The organism is Kitasatospora sp. NPDC040550 (genome assembly GCF_055594965.1).
Map to the genome: position 1 here is coordinate 63,537 of NZ_JBVIWC010000026.1, position 20,304 is coordinate 83,840.

Consider the following 20,304-nt stretch of genomic DNA (forward strand, 5'->3'; position numbering starts at 1 on the left):
TTCGGTGGGGGGTGGGGGCAGAAACAGTGCCATTCTCCCCTCCCCCCCCCCCCCCCCCCCCCCCCCCCCCCCCCCCCCCCCCCCCCCCCCCCCCCCCCCCCCCCCCCCGCCGGGTGGTGGGGCGGGTGGGTCAGCGGGCCTCGGTCGTCGCACCGGCCGCGAAGGACAGGGTGCGGAGGCTGTTGCCGCCGAGGGCCTTCCGCAGGTGGGCCCGGGCGTCCGCGAGCGTGCTGCCCGGGCCGAGCACCGCCGGGACGGCCGCGGGGTCGATCGCGACGGTGTGCCGGGCCGTGGCGACCGGGCGGCCCTGGGCGTCGGTGCCGAAGGTCCACAGCCCGCTGTGGCCGAGCAGCAGGGCGGGCGGGGTGGACTGCTTGTAGGCGATCCACTCCGGCTCCTGGCAGACCCGCCAGGACGCGGTGCGGTGGGTGGCGCCGTCGGCGGTGCGGGTGAGCATCTCCAGCCGCTGGACGCCGGGTTCGGGCTCCTCCAGGGTCACCTCGTCGACGTGCGGGAGGAGGTCGGCCCAGCGGTCGGCCCGGTCGACGAACGCGAAGGCCTCGGCCGCCCCGACGGTCAGCTCCACCTCGTCGGTGAAGCTGAACACCACCTCGTCCACCGGGTGCCCGAGTTCGGCGACCCGGGCCAGCGCGCCGAGTTCGGACGGGCTGTTGCGGTCCACGGCCCGGGTGATCCACTCGGCCTGCTCCGGGTCGTCGTCCACCGCGGTGAACGCGTGCCGGAGCACCACCTCGGTGTGCCCGCCGGGGAGTTCCAGGAACTCCCAGCTGCCGCCCATCGAGGCCACCGGCGCCCGGCTGACCTCCTGGCGGAAGTCGATCCGGCGGGTGACCGGGTCCAGCACGCGCCGGGAGGTCCAGTTGCTCACCGCGCCGTTGAGCACGGCCCAGATCCGGAACCGCTCCCGGTCGCCGCTGTGCTCCAGGTGCTGGACGTGCACGGTCGGGCCGAACACGGCCGGCCACCGGGTGACGTCCGCGACCAGCTCGTACAGGGCGGCCGGCGGCGCGGCGACGGTGCGCCGGTGCTCGGTGGTGTGGATCCGGTGGTTCGCTGCGGGTCCGTTCCCGGACGGGACTTCCTGCACGGTGCTCTCCTCGACTCGCCGGGCGGTGGTCAGCGGACGGCCGGGCGGGCGCCGTTGACCACGGCGAGCAGCGCGGCCGGGGTGTCGGCCTCGGCGAACGCGTCGCCCGGGAACTTGACGCCGAGCTCCTGCTCGATCCGGGAGGCGGTCTCCATCAGGGCCAGCGAGTCGTAGCCGAGGTCCTCGAACGGGGTGTCCAGGGTGTTGTCGTCGAGGACCGGGCCGTCGCCCTCGCCCGCGCAGGCCACCAGGATGCGGCGCAGGTCGGTGACGGTCATGGGAGTGGTCATGGTCTCTCCTCGGAGGTGTGGTCGGGGGTGGTCCGGGCGCCGGTCAGCGGCCGGGGGCGGTGACGACCAGGGCCGCGTTGAAGCCGCGGTGGCCCCGGGCCAGCACCAGGGCGGCGCGCACCCGCAGCGGGCGGGCCTCGCCGCGCACCAGGTCCAGGCCGTACTCCTGGGGCACGTGGGTGGTGTGGGCGGTCGCCGGGACGACGCCGTCGCGGATCGACAGCAGGGCGAGGGCGGTGTCCACCGGGCCGCCGCCCGCGGCGAGCCGCCCGAACAGCGACTTGGGGGCGGTGACGGGCACGCCGTGCGGGCCGAAGACCGCGGTGATCGCCTCCGCCTCGGCCCGGTCGGCCTCCGGGCTCCCGGCCGCGTCGGCGAACACGACGTCGATGTCGGAGGGGAGCAACCCGGCGTCGGCGATGGCCAGTTCGGCCGCGCGCCGGAGCCCGGGCGGTCGGCCGGAGCCGGGCCGGGGGTCGAAGGTCGCCGCGTACCCGGCGAGTTCGCCGAGGACCCGCGGCGCCCCGCGCCGGGCGGCCGACCCGGCGTCCTCGATGACGAGCATCGCGCCGCCCTCGCCGGGCAGGTGCCCGGAGGCGTCCCGGTCGAAGGGCAGGAAGGCGCGGGTCGGGTCCGACACGGCGCTGGTCCGGCCGCCCGACAGCTGGGCGGCCCAGCCCCACGGGTCGAACGCGGAGTCCACGCCGCCGCTGAGCATCAGCGCGGTGCCCTGGCGGATGCCGCGCCGGGCGTGGCCGAGGGCGTCCAGCCCGCCCGCCTGCTCGCCGACCAGCGCCGCCGAGGGGCCGCGCATCTTGTGGCGGATGGAGATCTGGCCGGTGTTCACGGCGTAGAACCAGGCGAAGGACTCGTAGACGCTGACGAACTCCGGGCCCTGCTTCCACAGCTTCTGGAACTCGCGGTGGGTGAACTCGAAGCCGCCCTGGGCAGTCGAGGTGCAGACGCCCTGCGCGTAGTCGGGCAGGCTCTCCGGATCCAACTCCGCGTCCGCCAGGGCCTGTTCGGCGGCCACCAGGGCGTAGCGGGAGGACACGTCGGTCTGCGGGAGCAGTCGGCCCGGCAGCAGGGCCGTCGCGTCGAAGTCGCGGATCTCGCCGGCCAGCCGGGTCCGCAGGCCGGTGGTGTCCAGCCGGGTGAGTTCGCCGATGCCGTGCCGGCCGGCCAGCGTGGCGGCCCAGAAGGCCTCGGTGCCGAAGCCGTTGGGGGCCAGCACGGCGAGGCCGGTGACGACGGGGGCGGCGGTGGCGGGGGCGGCGGTGGCGGGGGTGCCGGCCGCCGGAGCGGCTGCGGTGGAGACGGTGGCGGGGGTGGAGACGGTGGCGGGGGTGCTCACGCGGCGGACTCCAGACGTCGCAGGACCATCGCGCTCTGGAAGCCGCCGAAGCCGCTGCCCACGGTGAGGACGTTGTCCACCCGCAGCTCGCGTGCCGTCAGCGGGACGTAGTCCAGGTCGCACTCCGGGTCCGGGGTGTGCAGGTTCGCGGTCGGCGGGACGACGTTGTGCTCGATCGCCAGGACGGAGGCGGCGATCTCGATCGCGCCGATCGCCCCGAGCGAGTGCCCGATCATGGACTTGATCGAGCTCACCGGCACCTCGTAGGCGTGCGCTCCGAGGCTGCGCTTGAAGGCCGCGGTCTCGTGCCGGTCGTTCTGCTTGGTGCCCGAGCCGTGCGCGTTGACGTAGTGCACGCCGGTCGGGTCGAGCCGGGCCTCGTCGAGGGCGAGCCGGATGGCCTCGGCCATCTCCCGGCCGTCCTTCTTCAAGCCCGTCATGTGGTACGCGTTGCAGCGGGTCGCGTAGCCGCTGACCTCGGCGTGGATGTGCGCGCCGCGGGCCAGGGCCGACTCCAGCGACTCCAGCACGAACATCGCGGAGCCCTCGGCCAGCACGAAGCCGTTGCGCGAGTCGTCGAACGGGCGGGAGGCGTGCTCGGGGTCGTCGTTGCGCGGCGTGGTGGCCTTGATCGCGTCGAAGCAGGCCACCACGATCGGCGACACCGGGGTGTCGGCGGCGCCCGCGAGCACCACGTCGGCGGAGCCCTCGCGGATCAGCTGGACGCCGTAGCCGACCGAGTCCAGACCGGAGGTGCAGCCGTCCGAGACCAGGGTGACCGGCCCCTCGGCGCCGACCTCCCAGGCGATCTCGGCCGGCATCGCGCCGGGGCTGAAATAGTCGAACATGTGCGGGGACAGGTAGTCGTGGTCCACCTGCCAGTCCCGGCCGGCACCGGACAGCACCAGGTACTCGCGCTCCAGGCTGGTCGCGGCGGCCACCGCGCTGCCGAGGCTCACCCCGATCCGGTGCGGGTCGAGCGAGGCGAAGTCCAGGCCGCTGTCGGCGACGGCCTCGCGGGTGCAGGCGACGGCGAACTGGGTCGCCCGGTCCATCCGGCGCAGCTCGCGCGCCCCCAGGCCCTCCAGCTGCGGGTCGAAGTCGACCTCGCCGGCGATCCGCGAGCGGAACGGAGCCGGGTCGAAGAAGGAGATGCGGCGGGTCGCGGTGCGGCCCTCGGACAGCAGGCTCCAGAACTCCTTCGTCCCGGTGCCGCCCGGTGCCCGCACCCCCATGCCGGTGATCACCACCCTTCGGGTCATCGTCCTGCTCCTTCGCGGCCTCGATTGCTGCGGACCATGGACGGTCCTCCTTCCGAATGGGAACGGGCGTGCGGGTGCGTGCGGCGGCTCCCCGAGCGGTGCCCGGCCCGCGGGTCCCGGGTGGTCGTCGACCCGCCGCCGGACCGTCCCGCCGGCTGTGGGGCCCTGGAACGCCAACAGCGTGCGATCGGTGCCTCAAGCGGCACTCGAAGTGGCCTTGACGCCTGGTCAGGCCGGACGTCGCCCTCCGGCCGCTGTGGCGGTTGTCGAGCCCGGCTCTAGCGGGGGCTGGGAGCCTGGCCGGGCCTGCACCCGTCGCACACCCCGACGCCGGCGTCGCCCGGCGACGCCTCTGTCACCCGTCCGACCACCCGTCCGACCACCCCGGGAGCCCGTCATGCCCGCCCAGGACCCCACGCTGGAGGAAGTCGCCGCGGGCGTCTTCGCGTACGTGCAGCCCGACGGCGGCTGGTGCCTGAACAACGCCGGGCTGGTCGCGACCGGGGACGGCGCGGTCCTGATCGACACCGCGGCCACCGAGGCCCGCGCCCGGGCCCTGCGGGAGGCCGTGCTGGAGGTCTCCGGCACGGCGCCGCGACTGCTGGTCAACACCCACTCGCACGGCGACCACAGCTTCGGCAACGCGCTGTTCCCGGAGGCCGCGATCGTCTCGCACGAGAACGCCCGTCGGGAGGCGCTCGCCGCCGGACTGCACCTGACCACGCTGTGGCCCGGCGTCTCCTGGGGCGAGCTCACCGTGCGGGCCGCCGACCTCACCTTCGCCGGCCGGACCTCGCTGCACCGCGGCGACGTACGGATCGAGCTGCTGCACTTCGGGACGGCCCACACCACCGGGGACACCGCCGTCTGGCTGCCCGACCACGGGGTGCTGTACACCGGGGACCTGGTGATGGCGGGCGTCACCCCGTTCTTCCCGATGGGCTCGCTGGCCGGCTCGCTGCGGGCCGTCGAGGAGATGCGGGCGCTCGGCGCGACGGCCGTGGTGCCCGGGCACGGGCCGGTCGGCGGCCCCGGACTCCTGGACGCCACCGAGGACTACCTGCACTACGTGCGGGACCTCGCGGCCGAGGGCCGACGCGCCGGCCGCTCGCCGCGCGAGACGGCCGCCGCGCACGGCCCCGGGCCGTTCGCGGCGCTGCTCGACGCGGAACGCCTGCTGCCGAACCTGCACCGCGCCTACCTGGAGGACGCCGACCCCGGCTCGGAGGCCGCCGTGGACATGGGCGCGCTCTTCGCCGAGATGGTCGAGTACTGCGGCGGGCTGCCCGCCTGCCACGCCTGACCGGCCGCCGGCCGGCGGGGCCCACACGAACGATCCGGTCGGACCAAGGGCGCCCACCCCGTCGGGGAGGGCGCCCCTCGTCGTTCCCAGGGGCGGCGTAGCTGAGTGACATGGGCTCAACTATTCTGCTGCCATGGGACCTTTGAAGCCTGATATCGCACAGCTGGTCATCGGACTCGTCTGCTTCTTCCTGATATTCGGGATCCTCGGGGCTGTGGTGCTGCCGCGGATCGAGAAGGTGCTGGGGGAGCGTCGGGACGCCACCGAGGGGGGTGTGGAGCGGGCCGAGGAAGCGCGGGCGGAGGCCCAGCGGGTGTACGAGGAGTTCCAGGCGGAGCTCACGGCGGCGCGGCACGAGGCGGCGGTGATCCGCCAGACCGCGACCGAGGAGGGGGCGGCGCTGATCGCGCGGCTGCGGGCCGAGGGGCAGGCGCTGCGGGACGGAATGCTGGCCGAGGCGCAGGTGCAGCTGGCGGCCGACCGGGTGCTGGCCGAGGCCGAGCTGCGGGAGGACGTGATCCGGCTGGCCGGGGAGCTGGCCGGGCGCGTGGTCGGGGAGCCGGTGGCGGACCTGCCGCGCACCCGCGAGATCGCGGACGAGTTCTTCGCCGCGCAGGACGCCGGGGCCGGTGCCCGGGCCTGACGTCCGTCAGGTCGAGGCGGTGCCTGCGGGCACCGACGGGGGCCGGGGGGCCGGCCGTGGGTTTCGCGGCATGGAGATCACGGAGAACACCGGCACCCCGGCCCGCCGCACCGAGTGGAGCCTGGCCCTGCTGGGCGGGTTGACGCACCGGGGGCGGGTTCTCGCTGCTCGGTGGCCGCAGCAGGGGCGTGGCCGGTGCGCCGGGCGGTCCGGTGGTCGAGGTCCGCTCGTGCGCACCGGCGGGTGGCGTGGAGGTGCGGCAGGCCGGCTGATCCGAGGAGGTCAGCGGCGGGCCGTGGTCGGCGCTGCCGAAGGGGCGGGGGCCGGGGCCGGGACCGGGGCCGCGGTGGCGCGGGCGAGGCGGGCGGTGAGGCCGATCATGGCGAGGACGGCGGCCAGCGCCAGCCAGCTCGCGGCCGCCGCGGCGACGGCCGGGCCGTGGTGGTCGAGCACGGCGAAGTAGCCGCCGCCGATGAGCGCGACGCCGGTGACGGCGGCGAACTGCTGGGTGGTGGAGAGGGTGCCGGAGGCGGTGCCGGCCCGTTCGGGGGCGATGCCGGCCATCGGGGCGCCGATCAGGGAGGGCAGCACCAGTCCGTTGCCGATGCCCATCAGGCCCATGGTGGCCAGCAGGACGGGCAGGGCGTGGTGGGCGCCGCCGGTCTGGAGGGCGAGGGCGGTGAGCAGCAGGCTCAGCGCGGTGATCGCCCCGCCGGCGACGGGCACGCGCAGCTTGTACCGGGGGAGCAGGCGCTTGCCGGTGAGCGAACCGGCCATGGCGAGGACGGCCATGGGGGTGAAGACCAGGCCGGAGCGCAGCGGGCTGTAGCCGAAGCCGGTCTGCACGGTCAGGCTGATCACGAACACGAAGCCGGCGAAGAAGGCCATGAAGGCGGCGTTGACGGCGAGGCCGAGGCGGAAGACCCGGCCGCGGAGCAGTTCGAGGTCGAGCAGGGGCTGTCCGCCGCGGGCGGCGAGCCGGCGTTCCCAGCGCAGGGCGGCGAGGGCGGCGGGGACGGCTGCGGCGAGCAGCGCCCAGGCCCAGAGCGGCCAGCCGGCCTCCCGGCCGAGGACGAGCGGGACGAGGGCGAGGGCCAGCGAGCCGGAGACCGCGAGCGCGCCGATGCCGTCCAGGGCGGGGCGGCGGCCGGTGGTGGTGCGGGGCAGGACGGCGGCGGCGACGGCGAGGAGGACCAGGCCGACCGGCAGGTTGACCAGGAAGACGGCGCGCCAGCCGAGGCCGAAGAGGTCGCCGTCGAGCAGGACGCCGCCGAGCAGTTGGCCGCAGACGCCGCTGAGCCCGCCGGTGACGCCGAACCAGGCGAGGGCGCGCGGCCGGCCCTCGGCGGGGACGGCGGTGGTGATCAGGGCGAGCACCTGGGGGACCATGGCGGCGGCGGTGAGGCCCTGGAGCATCCGGGCGAGCACCAGCTGCGCGGGGGACTGGGCGAGTCCGCAGAGCACGGAGGCGACGGTGAAGGCGGCCGTGCCGGCGAGGAACATCCGCCGGTGGCCGAGGACGTCGCCGAGCCGGCCGCCGAGGACGAGTCCGGTGGCGTAGCTGAACACGTAGCCGGCGACGACCAGTTCGAGGGCGGCCTGGCCGGCGCCGAGGTCGGCGCGGACGGCGGGCAGGGCGACGTTCACGACGTTGCCGTCGAAGCCGTACATGAAGAAGGCCGCCAGGATGACGGGCAGGAGGGGTGGGCGGAACGCGGGGCGGGGCATGGTGGGTCTCCACTCGGATTATTGGTGGAAGTGCCAAAAACTTGGGTGCGAGGAAGCCCGGGCGGTCCCGAGCGGGCCCGGGGCGCCGGGCTCAGGCGCGCAGGTCAGGGGCTCGGGTCGGGCGGGCAGGTCAGGCGCGCAGGTCCTCGACGATCGCCTCGACGGTCGCGTGCAGCGACTCGGGCTCGAAGCCCGCCTTGGCCTGGAGCAGCAGGCCGTGGAAGCCGGCCATCACCTGGCGGGCGAGCACCTGCGGGGTGCGGTCGGCGCGGATCTCGCCGCGCAGCCGGCCGGCCTCGATCGCGCCGGTCAGCGAGGACTCCAGCGGAATGAAGGCCTGCCGGGCCAGCTGGGCCAACTCGGGCTCGCGGAGGGCGAGTTCGGTGACGGTGTTGACGGCGAGGCAGCCGCGGTGGTCCGCCGCAGCCTGGTCCACCCCGGTCAGCAGCAGCCGCCGGACGCGCTCCAGCGGCGGTTCGTCCTCGGGCGGCGGGTTGGCCCCGGCGGCGCCGCCCTCGCGGTAGCGGCGCAGGGCCAGTTCGAACAACTGCCGCTTGCCGCCGAAGGCGTTGTACAGGCTGCCGCGCAGCATGCCGGTGCTCTCGGCCAGGTCGTCGGTCGAGGTCGCGGTGTAGCCCTTGGTCCAGAAGGTGTTCATGGCCGCGTCGATCGCGGCCTCGGTGTCGAACTTCCTCGGTCGTGCCATGGGAGGAGCATGGCAGTTCTTGGCTGAGCTGTCAAAAACATCGTCGGATCCGCCCCGGGAGTCGTCCGGCGGCCCGCCGCGCCCCCCGCTGCGCATGCGTACGCCCCGGCCCGGGACCGTGCGTAAACGGGGATTTCAGTATGTACCGGCCCTCCGCACGCGTGGTCGAATGACCGGGTAGTCGCTGGTGCCGGGGGCAGGCGGCCGGCCCGGGCGGGGTACCGGATATCCCGGGACATCCCTTCGCGCACGGGCCGGAAATACCTCGTCCTGACAGAACCTGGCAGACCGAGGAAAAAGAGGTAACCGTGGCCGAGCATTTCCTTTCCGCCTATCTCACGCCGCCGGGGCCGGGTGCGGTCTTCTCGGTCCGGCACGACCAGAACGTCGCGCTGTGGCGCCGGGACGGGGCGGACGTCGAACTCGTCCGGGTCTGGGAGCTGGAGCGGGTCAGCGGGCAGAAGCACCATTTCTGGCCGCTGTACACCGAGGGCCGCTCGGCGGCCTTCCTGTCGGCGCTGCTCGCCGAGGAGGGGCTGACCCTCGACGACGTCACCGCCACCTGGGGCACCCCCGGCCTGCCGAAGGCGCAGCCGGTGCCCAAGCCGGCCGGGGCCGAGGACTTCCCGCTGCACAGCCTGGCGCACCTGTTCAGCGGCGTGCTGCGGGACGTCCCGCTGTTCCGCGAGGGCCAGATCGTCGGCCTGGCGATCGACGCGCTGCCCGACTACGCCCAGGAGAGCCGCCCCAACCCGTACTGGTACGCGGGCTGCGTGGTGAAGCAGGGCCGGATCACCTTCGAGCCGGTGGAGTCCCCCGGGCCGCTGTACACCGCGGCCGAGACGGTGTTCGGGCTGGAGCCGGGCTCGCTGATGGCGCTCGCCTCCGCCTCGACGGCCGCGATCGAGTTCGACGCCGAGGCCGCGATCGCCGGTGTCACCTTCTTCGGCGGTTCGGCGACCCAGCCCTGGAAGGCCGCCCACGACCTGGTGCGCTCGGTGGTGGACGCCGCCGAGGAGCAGCTCGCCGACGCGGAGCTGGACGACTCGCTCAGCCGCGAGGACCACCTGCGCAGCGCCGTGATGAAGGTGATCCAGCGCTGCTGCGAGGGCGTCGCGATCCGCAACGTGGAGCGGCTGCTGGAGGTCGGCGGCATCCGCGCCGAGGACACCCACCTGGCCACCACCGGCGGCTACGCGCTCAACTGCCCCACCAACACCCTGCTGATGGACCGCTTCGGCTTCCGCGGCCTGGTCACCCCGCCGTGCGCCAACGACTCCGGGCAGGGCATCGGCCTGGGCCTGCTCGGCCTGTACGGGGCGGGCGCGCTCGACGGCGCCGGGCTGCGGATCACCTCCCCGTACTACGGCCGGGACGTCCTGGACACCGAGGAGGCGCTGGCCGAGTTCGCGCCGTGGATCGTCTCGGTGACGGACTTCGAGGACGAGCGCTTCGTCGCCGACGTCTCGGACGGTGTGGTCGCCTGGGTGGACGGCCGGGCCGAGCTCGGGCCGCGCGCGCTGGGCCACCGCAGCCTGCTCGGCGACCCGCGCTCGCCGAAGGTCAAGGACCTGCTGAACGCGTACAAGCGGCGCCAGTGGTGGCGGCCGGTCGCGCCGATGGTGATGGCCGAGCACGCGGGCGACTGGTTCGCCTCCGACCGCGAGTCGCCGTACATGCTGGAGGCCGTGCAGGTCCGGCCGCAGGTGCGGGAGCTGGTGCCCGCGATCGTCCACCTGGACGGCTCGGCCCGGCACCAGACGGTCACCGCGGCGTCCAACCCGCGGCTGCACCGGGCGCTGGACGCCTTCCGGGCCGCGACCGGGGTGCCGATCCTGTGCAACACCTCGCTCAACGACAAGGCCGAGGCGGTCGTCGACCAGGCCGGGCAGGCGCTCAACTTCTGTGTCCGCAAGGGTGTTTCGGTGCTCTACCTGAGCGGGCGGCGGGTCGAGCTGCGGGCCGAGCCGGTGCCGGCCGCCGGGGTGCCGGCGCCCGTGGCCCCGAGCGAGCCGCGGCCGCGCGCGCTGGAGCACTTCGCCGGGCAGGAGGCGGACCGCGACGCGCTGTGGCAGGGCTGGCTGGACGCCGGCTACACCGTCGAGGGCATGTACCACCTCTCGCGCAGCCACCAGCTGCGGGCCGAGCAGGAGCTGTCCACGCCGGAGCGGGTGAACCTGCTGGCGGCGTACCGGGCGACGGTGGACCCGTCGTTCTCCGGGCTGGTGAACAACTTCGTCCGCACCCACGGGCCGGGCGGCTCCTTCGTCGACCCGTCCACGCTGACCGGGGCGTTCGGGGTGATCAACCCGCTGCGCAAGGGTCGCTGAGCAGGGGCCGCTGAGCAGGGGCCGCTGAGCCACGGGTCGCCGGACGGCGACCGAACGGGTCGGGGGGGGGGGGGGGTTTTTCCCCCCCCCCCCCCCCCCGACCCGTTCCCGCTGCTAAGCCACCGGGCGCCATCGTCAGTAGCGCGGCTTCCGGGTCAGCGCCAGGCCGCCCAGCAGGAAGGCCACCCCGAGCACGCCGGCGACCACCGCGGAGGTGGTGTCGGCGGGCTTGTGGCTGGCGTCCATCACGGCGGTGACCAGGCCGGCGACGGCGCTGATGTAGCAGAAGATGGTGATGAAGATCTTCACCTTGGGGTGCATGGAGGTGTTCCTTTCCGGTTTCCGGGAGGGGTGTGGTGCGGTCAGGCGGTTTCCTGCGGTCCGCGGCCCGCGGGTGCGGTCGCGGCGGCGGTGAGGCCGAGCAGCATCACCCAGGCGTCGGGGTCCGACCGGAAGCGGTTCCAGCGGTCCGCCGCGAGGGCGAGTTCGGCCAGCGAGAGGACGCCCCGGGCGACCAGCGGCTCCAGGCGCCGCGGGCCGAGCTGCGGGGCGAAGGCCTCGGTCGGGTGGTCGTCGTTGGTGGTGGCGAACGGGCGCAGTACCGGCTGTTCGAAGCCGGCCGCGCGCAGCAGCCGGGGGAGCCGGCGCCCGATCGAGCGGTCGCCGCCGTCGGCCCGCTGGGCGGCGGCCATCTTGGCGTGCACGCCAGCGAGTTCGGGGTACGAGGGCTCGGCGGCGCCCCACAGCGCGGAGTCGACCTCGGTGACGGCGACGGTGCCGCCGGGGCGCAGCACACGGCGGACCTCGGCGAGCACCGCGACCGGGTCGGGCACGTGCTGGAGGACGTAGCGCAGCAGGACGAAGTCCACGCTCGCGTCCGGCAGCGGCAGTTCGGCGCCGTCGGCGACCAGCAGGGTCACCCCGGGGGCGGCCGCGTGGGCGAGCAGTTCGCCGTCGATGTCGGCGGCGACCAGTTCGGTGCCGGCGGGCAGCGCGGCGCGCAGCCGGCGGGTCACCGCGCCCGGCCCGGCGCCGAGTTCGAGCACCGTGCGGGCCGAGGACAGCCCCAGTTCGCGCAGGATGCGCAGCTCCTCGGGGAAGGAGAGCGCGGCCTGCGCCTCCAGCCGGTCGAGTTCGGCGGCGAGGCCGCCGCCGGTGGTGCGGGCGGGGTCGTAGGAACCGCCGACCGGTCGTACGGAGGTGGAGGTGCTCATCGGGGCCTCGCGATCATCGTCATGCCGTGCTTGGGGCGGAGGGTGACCAGGGCCTCGGGTTCGACCGGGAAGCCCTCGACCAGCTCCAGCCGGACGGACTGGAGCAGGGAGGCGAGCACCAGGACGGCCTCCAGCATCGCGAAGTGCTGGCCGACGCAGATCCGGTCGCCGCCGCCGAACGGCAGGTAGAGGTGGCTGGGCAGGTCGGCGCCGTCGAAGCGGTCCGGGAGGTACGCGTCCGGCCGGTCCCAGTAGTCGGGGTGGCGGTGCAGCACCCACTGGCTGACGCAGACCAGGGTGCCGGGCTCGACGTGGTAGCCGCCGATGACGTCGGGCCCGGCGGCCCGGCGGGAGATCAGCCAGACCGGCGGGTAGAGCCGCATGGCCTCCTGGATCGCCCGCCGGCAGGCCGGGAGCGCGGCCAGGTCGGCGGCGGTCGGCGGGCGGCCGCCGAGGACGCGGTCGACCTCCTCGCGGACCTTGGCGAGCTCCTCGGGGTGGCGGTCGAGCAGGTAGAGGGTCCAGGTCAGGGACTTGGCGGTGGTCTCGTGGCCGGCCATCACGATGGTCAGCACCTGGTCGCGGAGGTCCTCGTCGGAGACCAGGTGGTGGCTGGACATCAGGGTGTCCAGCAGGTCGCCGCCCGCTCCGGCGGCGCCCCCGCCCGTGCTGCCGCCGCCCGCGCGGCGGGCGGCGATCAGGGTGCGGGTGACGGTGTTGAGGAACACCCGGGCGCGGCCGAAGTCGGCGTACCGGCGGGCGGTGTCGGCCGGGTCCGGGTCCGGGGTCGGTACGTAGTGGCCGATGCAGCGGTTGACGGCGTCCACCGCGCGGGCGAAGCCCTCGCCGATGCCGTCGATGTCGGCGCCCAGGATGGCGTGGGTGAGGATGCCGAGGGTGAGCGCGGTGAGGTGCTGGTCCACCTCCAGCGGGGTGCCGGCCTCGATGGAGGGCCGCCAGCGCTCCAGCATCCCGGCGGTGGCGTCGGTGACGATGCCGTCGAAGGTGCGGACGGCGCTGGGGCGGAAGGCGGGCGCGGTGAGGTGCCGCTGGCGGGCCCAGTCGGCGCCGTTGCTGGTCAGCAGCCCGTTGCCGAGCAGCGGGCGCAGCATGGCGTCGTCCGGGGTGCCCTCCTTGGTGTAGTTGGCGCCGTTGTCCTTGAGGACGTGCCGGGCGTGCTCGGGCCGGTTGAGCAGGTAGACGGTGTCGCCGTCGGCGCGGTGCCGGGTGACGTCGCCGTAGGTGCGGGCCAGGCCGGTGATGAAGTCGAGCGGCGACTCCCTCATCAGCGCCATGTCGATGTCGTCGGCAGGGCCTGGCGGGACGGTGTGCGTAGGCACGGTGCGGACCACCCCCGTGTTTCCTCTCGGTGCTCACCCGGGACTTCCGGAATGCGTACGCGCCCGGCGAACACGTACGTACGCATTTCCCGTCGATTTCCCGGTACGCATTCGGATGCGTATGTCGATACGTATTCTGATGCGTATTCAAGGGCGCGGGACGCCTGAAATCTACCGCACCCGCCGCACGTGCTCAATACTTAGCCCGGGCACCGGAAGTGAGGTCTTGGCGGCCAATTGCGGCCGTGTCATTCTTCATTCGTCGGCAGCGCCGGGAAGCACGAAAGTGCCGAGGCCTGCCGACGACCAACCGGAATCCAGAGAAAAGGAAAATTCTCATGGCTTTGGACCAGAGGAAGCGGGCCGAGTTCGTCAACGGCTACACCCGCGCCCTGATCAGCGCCTGGTCGAGCGAGGAGTACGCGGCCCGCCTGCGTACCGACGCCCGCGCCGCCCTCGCCGAGGCCGGCCTGGAGCTCCCGGCCGACGCCGAGATCGTCATCGTCCAGACTGCCGCCGAGGGCGAGCAGGAGGGCAACCTCGAGGTGCAGGTGGAGCTGTACGAGATCGGTCTGGCGACCGGCCGTTACGAGTTCCACATCCCGGAGACCCCGCAGATCGACACCGCCGAGCTCAGCGAGGGCGACCTGTCGGACATCGCGGCCGGCGGCAACTCCTGCTGCTGCCCGTGCTGCTGCTGCACCTGATCCAGCCGGGAAACCCGCAAGCCGGGCAAGGCGCCCGGCCGGTCGACCTGATGACCAGGCCGACCTGATCACCCCACCAAGGAGCGATCCACAGTGGCGACTGCCGTCGGGGAACACCCCGTCTCAGTCCGCGGCCTTCGCAAGAGCTACGGCGACTGGCACGCGGTCCAGGGTCTGGATCTGGACATCCACCAGGGTGAGGTCTTCGCCCTGCTCGGGCCGAACGGCGCGGGCAAGACGACGACCGTCGAAATCCTGGAAGGCGTCCGCCAGCGAACCGGCGGTGACGTGCGGGTCCTCGGCTGCGACCCAGCCGAGGACCGGCGCGACTGGCGCGCCAGGATCGGGGTGGTACCGCAGACCACCGGCGCCTACTCGGACCTGACGGTCCGTGAGGTGGTCGAGCACTTCGCGGCGTTCTACCCGAACCCGCTCCCGGTCGGCCAGGTCATCGACATGGTCGGACTGGGCAAGCACGAGAAGAAGCAGAGCACCGACCTCTCCGGGGGACAGGCCCGTCGGCTCGACGTCGCGGTGGGCATCGTCGGCGACCCGGACCTGATCTTCCTCGACGAACCCACCACCGGGTTGGACCCGGTGGCCCGCCGGGAGGCCTGGGACCTGGTCCGCTACTTCTCCGAGCGCGGTCGTACCACCGTGCTCACCACGCACTACCTCGACGAGGCCGAGGCGCTGTGCGAGCGCGCCGCGGTGATCGTCGCCGGCCGGGTGGTCCAGTGCGGGCCGCTGGCCGAGTTCGGCGGCCGAACGCAGACTCCGACCACGGTCTCCTTCCGGATTCCGCCGGAGCTGGCCGGCCGCACGCTGCCGTCGTTGCCACCCGGGGCCGACCCGGCCCCGGTGGGCGCGGACGGCGTGCTCAGGATCGGCACCCACGCCCCGACCGCGCTGCTCGCGGCGCTGGTCCCGTGGGCGCACCAGGCGGGGGTGGGCGAGCTGCCCGAACTGCGGGTGCACCGGCCGACCCTGGAGGACGTGTACCTGGACCTGATCAGGGAGCACGCCGACGGCACCGACCGAGGCGCCGACACCACCCAGCTCATCTCCGAGGCGGGCACGCGATGACCCTCACCCAGCCCGGCACGACCGCCCCGGTCGCCGACACCCCCCGGGCGGCCCGGCACACCGGCCGGCTGCCCGGTATCTGGCGGGCCGGCGCGGCCCGCTCCAAGGTCGAACTGCGCGCGTTCTTCCGGAACAAGCAGTCGCTGGTCTTCACCCTGATGTTCCCGGTGATCCTGCTGGTCGTCTTCGGCTCGATCTTCTCCGGGAAGGTGGCCGGCACCGACACCGACCTCAAGCAGGTGTTCATGGCCGGCATCATCGCCGCCGGCGTGATGAGCACCTCCTTCTCCGGCCTCGCGATCAACATCGCGATCGAGCGCGACACCGGCACCGTCCGGCGGCTCGCGATGACCCCGATGCCCAAGTCGGCGTACTTCGTCGGCAAGCTGGTGCGGGTCATCGTCACCACCGCGCTGGAGGCCGTGCTGCTGATCGGCATCGCGCTGGCCCTGTTCGGGCTGCCGCTGCCCAGCACCCCGGAACGCTGGTTCACCCTCGGCTGGGACCTCGCGCTCGGCACCGTCGCCTGCGCGATGGCCGGCGCCGCCTACTCGGCGCTGATCCCCAACAGCCGGTCCGCGGCGGCGATCGTCACCCCGGTCTTCATGGTGCTGCAGTTCATCTCCGGCGTGTTCTTCCCGTTCGGCCAACTCCCCGCCTGGATGCAGACGGTGGCGGCGTTCTTCCCGGTCAAGTGGATGGCCCAGGGCTTCCGCTCGGTCTTCCTGCCGGACTCCTTCACCGCCGTGGAGCCCGCCGGGAACTGGGAACTGGGCCACATCGCGCTGGTCCTGGTCGCCTGGTCGCTGGCCGGCCTGGTGCTGACCGCCTTCTCCTTCCGCTGGCGCGGACCCAAGGTCCGCTGAGACCTCCTCGGAGCTGGAACATGACGACGGCACCGGTGCGCCTGCCGGAACACCTGATCCACCCGTTCGCCCCCGCCGGGCGGGCGAACCCGCACCCGGCGTACCGGTGGCTCCGGGCCAACGACCCGGTCCACCACGACCCCGCGTCCCGGCTCTGGCTGGTCACCGGGCACGCCGACTGCGCGACGGTGCTGCGCGACCCGCGCTTCTCCGCCGCCCAGGGCCAGCGGGAGCGCGCCCGCGAGGACGCCCTGCCGCCGTCCATGCTCACCACCGACCCGCCGGACCACCAGCGGCTCCGGGCCCCGGGGGCGCTGCTCCTGGGGCCGGCGGCCGTCCGCTCCCTCGCCGACGGGCTCGCCGAGGACGTGGACGCGCTGCTCGACCGGCTGCCGGAAGGCGGGCGGGTGGACGCCGTCGCCGACCTCGGCCGGCCGCTCGCCACCGCCGTGTACGCCCGGCTGTTCGGCCTGCCCGCGACCGAACTGCGGCGCTTCGAGGCACTCGCCCGGGCCGCCTCCGTCAACCTCGACCCGATGGTGCCCCCGGCCCGCGCCGCCCTCGGCCGCAGCGCCGCCACCGCGCTCACCCACTACCTGGACGGGCACACCGGCCGGGTCGAGGGCCGGGACGTCCCGCTGGCCGCCCTGGCCGCCGACGACCGGCTCAGCCGCGCCGAGATGCTCGGCGTCCTCAACCTCGCCGTGATCGGCGGCTGGCAGCCGCTCGCCGAGTTCATCGGCAACGCGCTGCACCTGCTGCTGCCCGACCGCCCGGCCGTCGCCCGGCTCGCCGCCGCCGACGAGGAGCTCGCCCGCCTCGCGGTGGACGAACTGCTCCGGCTGGAGGCCCCGATCCCGTTCACCGCCCGGGTCACCACCGACCGGGTCGAACTGGCCGGCGGCGTGCTGCCGGCCGGCGCCCGGGTCCTCGCGGTGCTCACCGCCGCCAACCGCGACCCGGAGGTCTTCGCCGACCCGGACGGGCTCCACCTCGACCGCAGCCCCAACCCCCACCTCGGCTTCGGCGGCGGCCCGCACTTCTGCCTGGCCGCCCCGCTGGTCCGGCAGACCGCGGCCCTGCTGCTGCCCCGGCTGGTGCGCCGCTTCCCGGCCCTGCGCGGCCCGGCCGGCGCCCCCGACTGGGACCAGTGCCTCGTGCCCCGCCGACTGCGGGCCCTGCCGATCTCGCTCGGGGGTGAACTGTGACCACCTACGACGTCATCGTGGTCGGCGCCGGAGCGTCCGGGCTCAACTGCGCCCGACTGCTGTCCCGGGAGGGCCTGCGGGTCGTGGTGCACGAGGCCCGGGAACGGCTCGGCGGGCGGATCCGCACCTTCCGGCCCGCTGACGGCGGCCCGCCGCTGGAACTCGGCGCCCAGGTCGTGCACGGCGAGCACAACCCGGTCCACGCACTGCTCGGCCCCGTCCGTACCGCGGCCGTCCCGCGCCGGGTCACCGCCCGGATCGTCGAAGGCGGCGCGGACCGGCCGATGGGTGAACTCGGCCGCGGTCGGCGCGCCCCGTGGCAGCTGGAAGCCATGCTGCGGCGCACACCCGGCGTCACCGGACTGTCCGTCGGCACCTGGTTGCGCGCGAGCGGCAGCACGGGCCCGGAGGCGGTGGCCGCCGGTGAGTGGTTCCGGCAGAACTGGGCCACCGCGCTGGAGGAGCTCAGCGCCGCCGGAGTCGCCGCCGCGCACCGCGGGGACACCGTCGGCGAGGGCGAGTTCGCCGTCGACGGCGGCTTCGCCCGGCTGCCCGAGCGGCTCGCCGACGGGCTGGACGTCCGACTCGGCTCAGTGGTCCGGGAGTTGTCGTACGAGCCGGGTCAGGCCACGGTACGGACGGACGCCGGGAGCGCGGTCGCCCGCGCTGTCGTCGTCACGGTCCCCCCGGCCGCCCTCGGCGGCATCGCCGGGCTGCCCGGGGCGAAGGTCCGGGCCGCCGCCGCCCTGCCCGCCGGGGACGGCTGTTGCGCCGTGGTCACCCTGGACCGGCCCGCGCCCGACACCGTGATCGTCTTCGACGTGGACGGCCGCACCGGCTTCACCCGCTGCGCCGCCGGGCGCCCCGAGGTGCTGGTGGTCGCCAAGGCGGGGGCCGCCGCCTCGCTGCGCGCGGCCGTCGCCGACCGCACGGCGCTGGCCGACCAGCTGGCCACCGCCCTGCCCTGGACCTCCGGCGCCGCCGTCCTGGACACCGTGGTCGCCGACTGGGGCCGGGACCCTTACGCGGGAGGGGCGTTCACCGCCCCCCGGGCCGGGTCGGAGGACGCCGCCAGGCGGTGGGCCGAGCCGGTCGACGACACCCTCTTCTTCGCCGGGGAGGCGACCGTCACGGGCGAGCGACTGCCCTGGGTGCAGGGCGCCCTGGCGAGCGGCGAGCGGGCCGCCGAACAAGTCCTCAAGGCCCTCCGATGAACGCCCTCCGATGAACGTGAGCCCGATGACCGTGCACCACGGCTGGTACCTGCTGGCCTTCCGAACCGAACTGGCCGACGACATCACCCCGTTGGCGATCGGAACGCGCCGCCTGATCGCCGTCCGGGACGGCGGGCGGGTCCGCGTCCTGGACGCCAACTGCCCGCACCGCGGCGCCCACCTGGGCTACGGTGGGCGGCGCGAGGGCGACTGCGTGGTCTGCCCCTTCCACGGCAAGCGGATCGGCCTCGGCGACCCGTCCAAGCACTGGTCCGTCGCCGAGCACCGGGTGCTGGAGTGGGGCGACGCCGTGTTCGTCCGGCTCTCCGACCACCCGGACGGCGACCGCGGTTTCGAGCGGGCGGTCCAGGGCTGGCAGGACGAGTACCCGCTGGTCGCGGCCGTCGCCCTGCCGGTCGCGGTGCCGTCCGAGTACGTCGTCGAGAACGCCTTCGACCCGGACCACTTCAAGGCCGTCCACGGCGTCCCCGGCAACCGGGGAATGGCCACCCGGGCGGGCGAGCACGGCGAGCTCGTCATCGAGGGCGAGTTCCTGATGCAGACCTCGCCCTGGCAGGACGCCCGCACGCTGGAGGAGATCCGCTGGGAGGCGGTGCGCACCGGCCGGGTCCGCTGGGACTTCAAGCCGCGCTTCCACGCCCAGGCGTTCAGCCCCAACGTGGTGGTCACCGAGTTCGGCCCGCCCGAGACCCGGCAGGTCATCGTCACCGGCTCCGTCCCGACCGGGGACGGCGGCTGCGTCGCCCGGGTCGCCATCGGCGTCCGCGAGGACCAGCGGGCGGCCCTGCCGGCCCTGCTCGGCGGCAGCGAGAAGGCGCTCGCCGAGGACAAGGTGGTCTGGGAGCACCTGGACCACACCATGACCCCGCGCTACGACGCCCGTGACGAGCCGGTGCTCGCCTTCCGCCGGTTCTGCGCCGACTTCGGAGCCCGACTTGACGACTGACCTGCACCTCCACCGCCAGGGCGAGGGCCCGGCCGTGCTCTGGATCCACGGCTACACCATGGACTCCACCACCTGGCAGCCGCTGTGGGACCGCCTCCCCGGCTACACCCACATCGGCGTCGACCTGCCCGGCCACGGCGGCTCCGCCCCGCTCCCCCCGGGGCTGACGCTCCCCGCCCTGGCCGGGCAGCTGGCCGAGGTGGCGGCGGACACCGGGGCCCGCCGACTGGTCGGCCTCTCCTTCGGCTCCGTCTCGGCCCTCCAGCTCGCGCTCCAGGAGCCCGCGGCGCTCGACCGCCTGGTCCTGGCCGCCCCCACCCTGGCCGGCACCCCCAACGAGGACTCCGCCCGCGTCCGCTACCAGCAGCTGACCGTGCTCCACCGGATGGTCGGCCCCGGCGAACAGCTCGCCGACCTCTGGATGCAGTCCCCGCCGGACATCTTCACCGGCACCCGGCGCCACCCCGAACTCCGGGCCGCCCTGCGGGACGTGGTCGCCCGGCACAGCTGGGCCGAACTCGGCAACCGCGCCATGGACGCGCTCACCGCCCACCGGCACACCGTGGACGACCTGCGCCGGATCACCGCCCGCACCCTGGTCGTCCTCGGCGAGGAGGACATGCCCGCCTTCACCCGCAACGCCGAGCTGCTCCGCGACACCGTCCCGGACTGCCGGCTGGCGACCCTGCCCGAGACCGGCCACCTCCCGCTGCTCGAACGCCCCGACGCCTGCGCCGAGTTGCTCGCCGCCCACCTCGCCTGAGCCCCCCGGCCGTCCAGGTCGCATTCACGCCGGTGCCGGGCCGCTGCTGCACCGGACGGGTGTCCACCACCCTCCGCCCCACCTCGTCCGCCGCCGCCCGTACGCCCGGCCTGGGTCGGCGTTTGTGTCGCTTTTTTTGCCGGGGGGGTGGCGCGGTTTGTCTCGCGCTCCCCCCCGCCCCCCCGGAAACCCGGGGGGGGGGGAGCCCCCCCCCC

At 74.5% G+C, this 20,304-nt stretch carries 19 protein-coding genes; 10 read left to right on the plus strand and 9 right to left on the minus strand.

Going from position 1 to position 20,304, the window contains the following annotated elements; genetic code table 11:
• Positions 1-130: 130 nt before the first annotated feature.
• From ACZ58X_RS31385 to ACZ58X_RS31400, 4 genes are read right to left on the minus strand one after another with little or no spacing between them, the layout of a single operon-like run.
• Positions 131-1,108: an aromatase/cyclase gene (locus ACZ58X_RS31385; RefSeq protein WP_470336956.1), complete on the minus strand. Its 978-nt coding sequence runs from the start codon at positions 1,106-1,108 to the stop codon at positions 131-133.
• A gap of 29 nt (positions 1,109-1,137) precedes the next feature.
• Positions 1,138-1,398, minus strand: coding sequence for an acyl carrier protein (locus ACZ58X_RS31390; RefSeq protein WP_470336957.1), 261 nt, complete (start codon positions 1,396-1,398; stop codon positions 1,138-1,140).
• Between the two features lie 43 nt (positions 1,399-1,441).
• A complete protein-coding gene (locus ACZ58X_RS31395) occupies positions 1,442-2,752 on the minus strand; it encodes a ketosynthase chain-length factor (protein ID WP_470336958.1) in 1,311 nt (436 codons plus the stop codon).
• Positions 2,749-4,014, minus strand: a complete 1,266-nt coding sequence (locus tag ACZ58X_RS31400) for a beta-ketoacyl-[acyl-carrier-protein] synthase family protein (protein ID WP_470336959.1) — start codon at positions 4,012-4,014, stop codon at positions 2,749-2,751. Before ACZ58X_RS31400 ends, ACZ58X_RS31395 begins: the two co-directional genes overlap by 4 nt.
• Positions 4,015-4,411: 397 nt before the next feature.
• Here ACZ58X_RS31400 and ACZ58X_RS31405 point away from each other — a divergent pair, with 397 nt between their 5' ends.
• On the plus strand, positions 4,412-5,317 hold the full coding sequence (locus ACZ58X_RS31405) for an MBL fold metallo-hydrolase (RefSeq protein WP_470336960.1): 906 nt from the start codon (positions 4,412-4,414) through the stop codon (positions 5,315-5,317).
• Positions 5,318-5,450: 133 nt separating this feature from the next.
• Positions 5,451-5,960, plus strand: a complete 510-nt coding sequence (locus ACZ58X_RS31410) for a F0F1 ATP synthase subunit B family protein (protein ID WP_470336961.1) — start codon at positions 5,451-5,453, stop codon at positions 5,958-5,960.
• A 282-nt stretch (positions 5,961-6,242) separates the two neighbouring features.
• On the opposite strand, the gene ACZ58X_RS31415 is transcribed toward ACZ58X_RS31410, so the two are convergent.
• Together ACZ58X_RS31415 and ACZ58X_RS31420 are read right to left on the minus strand one after the other, a co-directional pair.
• Positions 6,243-7,688, minus strand: coding sequence for an MFS transporter (locus ACZ58X_RS31415; RefSeq protein WP_470336962.1), 1,446 nt, complete (start codon positions 7,686-7,688; stop codon positions 6,243-6,245).
• Positions 7,689-7,818: 130 nt separating this feature from the next.
• On the minus strand, positions 7,819-8,394 hold the full coding sequence (locus ACZ58X_RS31420; protein WP_470336963.1) for a TetR/AcrR family transcriptional regulator: 576 nt from the start codon (positions 8,392-8,394) through the stop codon (positions 7,819-7,821).
• Positions 8,395-8,702: 308 nt separating this feature from the next.
• On the opposite strand from ACZ58X_RS31420, the gene ACZ58X_RS31425 reads away from it, so the two are divergent.
• Positions 8,703-10,724 carry a carbamoyltransferase C-terminal domain-containing protein gene (locus tag ACZ58X_RS31425; RefSeq protein ID WP_470336964.1) on the plus strand — a complete coding sequence of 674 codons (2,022 nt, stop codon included), beginning with the start codon at positions 8,703-8,705 and terminating at the stop codon, positions 10,722-10,724.
• A 135-nt stretch (positions 10,725-10,859) separates the two neighbouring features.
• Here the strand turns inward: ACZ58X_RS31425 and ACZ58X_RS31430 are convergent, their stop codons facing one another.
• Genes ACZ58X_RS31430 through ACZ58X_RS31440 form a run of 3 tightly spaced genes read right to left on the minus strand, consistent with a single transcriptional unit; the run spans position 10,860 to position 13,278 of the window.
• Positions 10,860-11,045, minus strand: coding sequence for a hypothetical protein (locus ACZ58X_RS31430; RefSeq protein ID WP_360237855.1), 186 nt, complete (start codon positions 11,043-11,045; stop codon positions 10,860-10,862).
• A 41-nt stretch (positions 11,046-11,086) separates the two neighbouring features.
• On the minus strand, positions 11,087-11,938 hold the full coding sequence (locus ACZ58X_RS31435) for a class I SAM-dependent methyltransferase (protein WP_470336965.1): 852 nt from the start codon (positions 11,936-11,938) through the stop codon (positions 11,087-11,089).
• Positions 11,935-13,278, minus strand: a complete 1,344-nt coding sequence (locus ACZ58X_RS31440) for a cytochrome P450 (protein ID WP_470336966.1) — start codon at positions 13,276-13,278, stop codon at positions 11,935-11,937. Before ACZ58X_RS31440 ends, ACZ58X_RS31435 begins: the two co-directional genes overlap by 4 nt.
• Positions 13,279-13,616: 338 nt before the next feature.
• On the opposite strand from ACZ58X_RS31440, the gene ACZ58X_RS31445 reads away from it, so the two are divergent.
• The 7 genes from ACZ58X_RS31445 to ACZ58X_RS31475 all read left to right on the plus strand — a co-directional run bounded on the left by ACZ58X_RS31445 (position 13,617) and on the right by ACZ58X_RS31475 (position 20,089).
• Complete coding sequence (locus ACZ58X_RS31445) at positions 13,617-13,985, plus strand: hypothetical protein (protein ID WP_223886012.1); 369 nt, start codon at positions 13,617-13,619, stop codon at positions 13,983-13,985.
• A gap of 93 nt (positions 13,986-14,078) precedes the next feature.
• Positions 14,079-15,071, plus strand: a complete 993-nt coding sequence (locus ACZ58X_RS31450; protein ID WP_360237861.1) for an ABC transporter ATP-binding protein — start codon at positions 14,079-14,081, stop codon at positions 15,069-15,071.
• Complete coding sequence (locus ACZ58X_RS31455) at positions 15,068-15,937, plus strand: ABC transporter permease (protein ID WP_470336967.1); 870 nt, start codon at positions 15,068-15,070, stop codon at positions 15,935-15,937. The genes ACZ58X_RS31450 and ACZ58X_RS31455 overlap by 4 nt, the downstream gene beginning before the upstream one ends.
• 20 nt (positions 15,938-15,957) lie before the next feature.
• Complete coding sequence (locus ACZ58X_RS31460) at positions 15,958-17,145, plus strand: cytochrome P450 (RefSeq protein WP_470336968.1); 1,188 nt, start codon at positions 15,958-15,960, stop codon at positions 17,143-17,145.
• On the plus strand, positions 17,142-18,359 hold the full coding sequence (locus tag ACZ58X_RS31465; protein WP_470336969.1) for a flavin monoamine oxidase family protein: 1,218 nt from the start codon (positions 17,142-17,144) through the stop codon (positions 18,357-18,359). Before ACZ58X_RS31460 ends, ACZ58X_RS31465 begins: the two co-directional genes overlap by 4 nt.
• A 25-nt stretch (positions 18,360-18,384) precedes the next feature.
• Positions 18,385-19,326 (plus strand): Rieske 2Fe-2S domain-containing protein, encoded by a 942-nt coding sequence (locus ACZ58X_RS31470; RefSeq protein WP_470336970.1) that lies wholly within the window; start codon positions 18,385-18,387, stop codon positions 19,324-19,326.
• Complete coding sequence (locus tag ACZ58X_RS31475) at positions 19,316-20,089, plus strand: alpha/beta fold hydrolase (RefSeq protein ID WP_470336971.1); 774 nt, start codon at positions 19,316-19,318, stop codon at positions 20,087-20,089. The genes ACZ58X_RS31470 and ACZ58X_RS31475 overlap by 11 nt, the downstream gene beginning before the upstream one ends.
• The last annotated feature ends 215 nt before the right edge of the window (positions 20,090-20,304 follow it).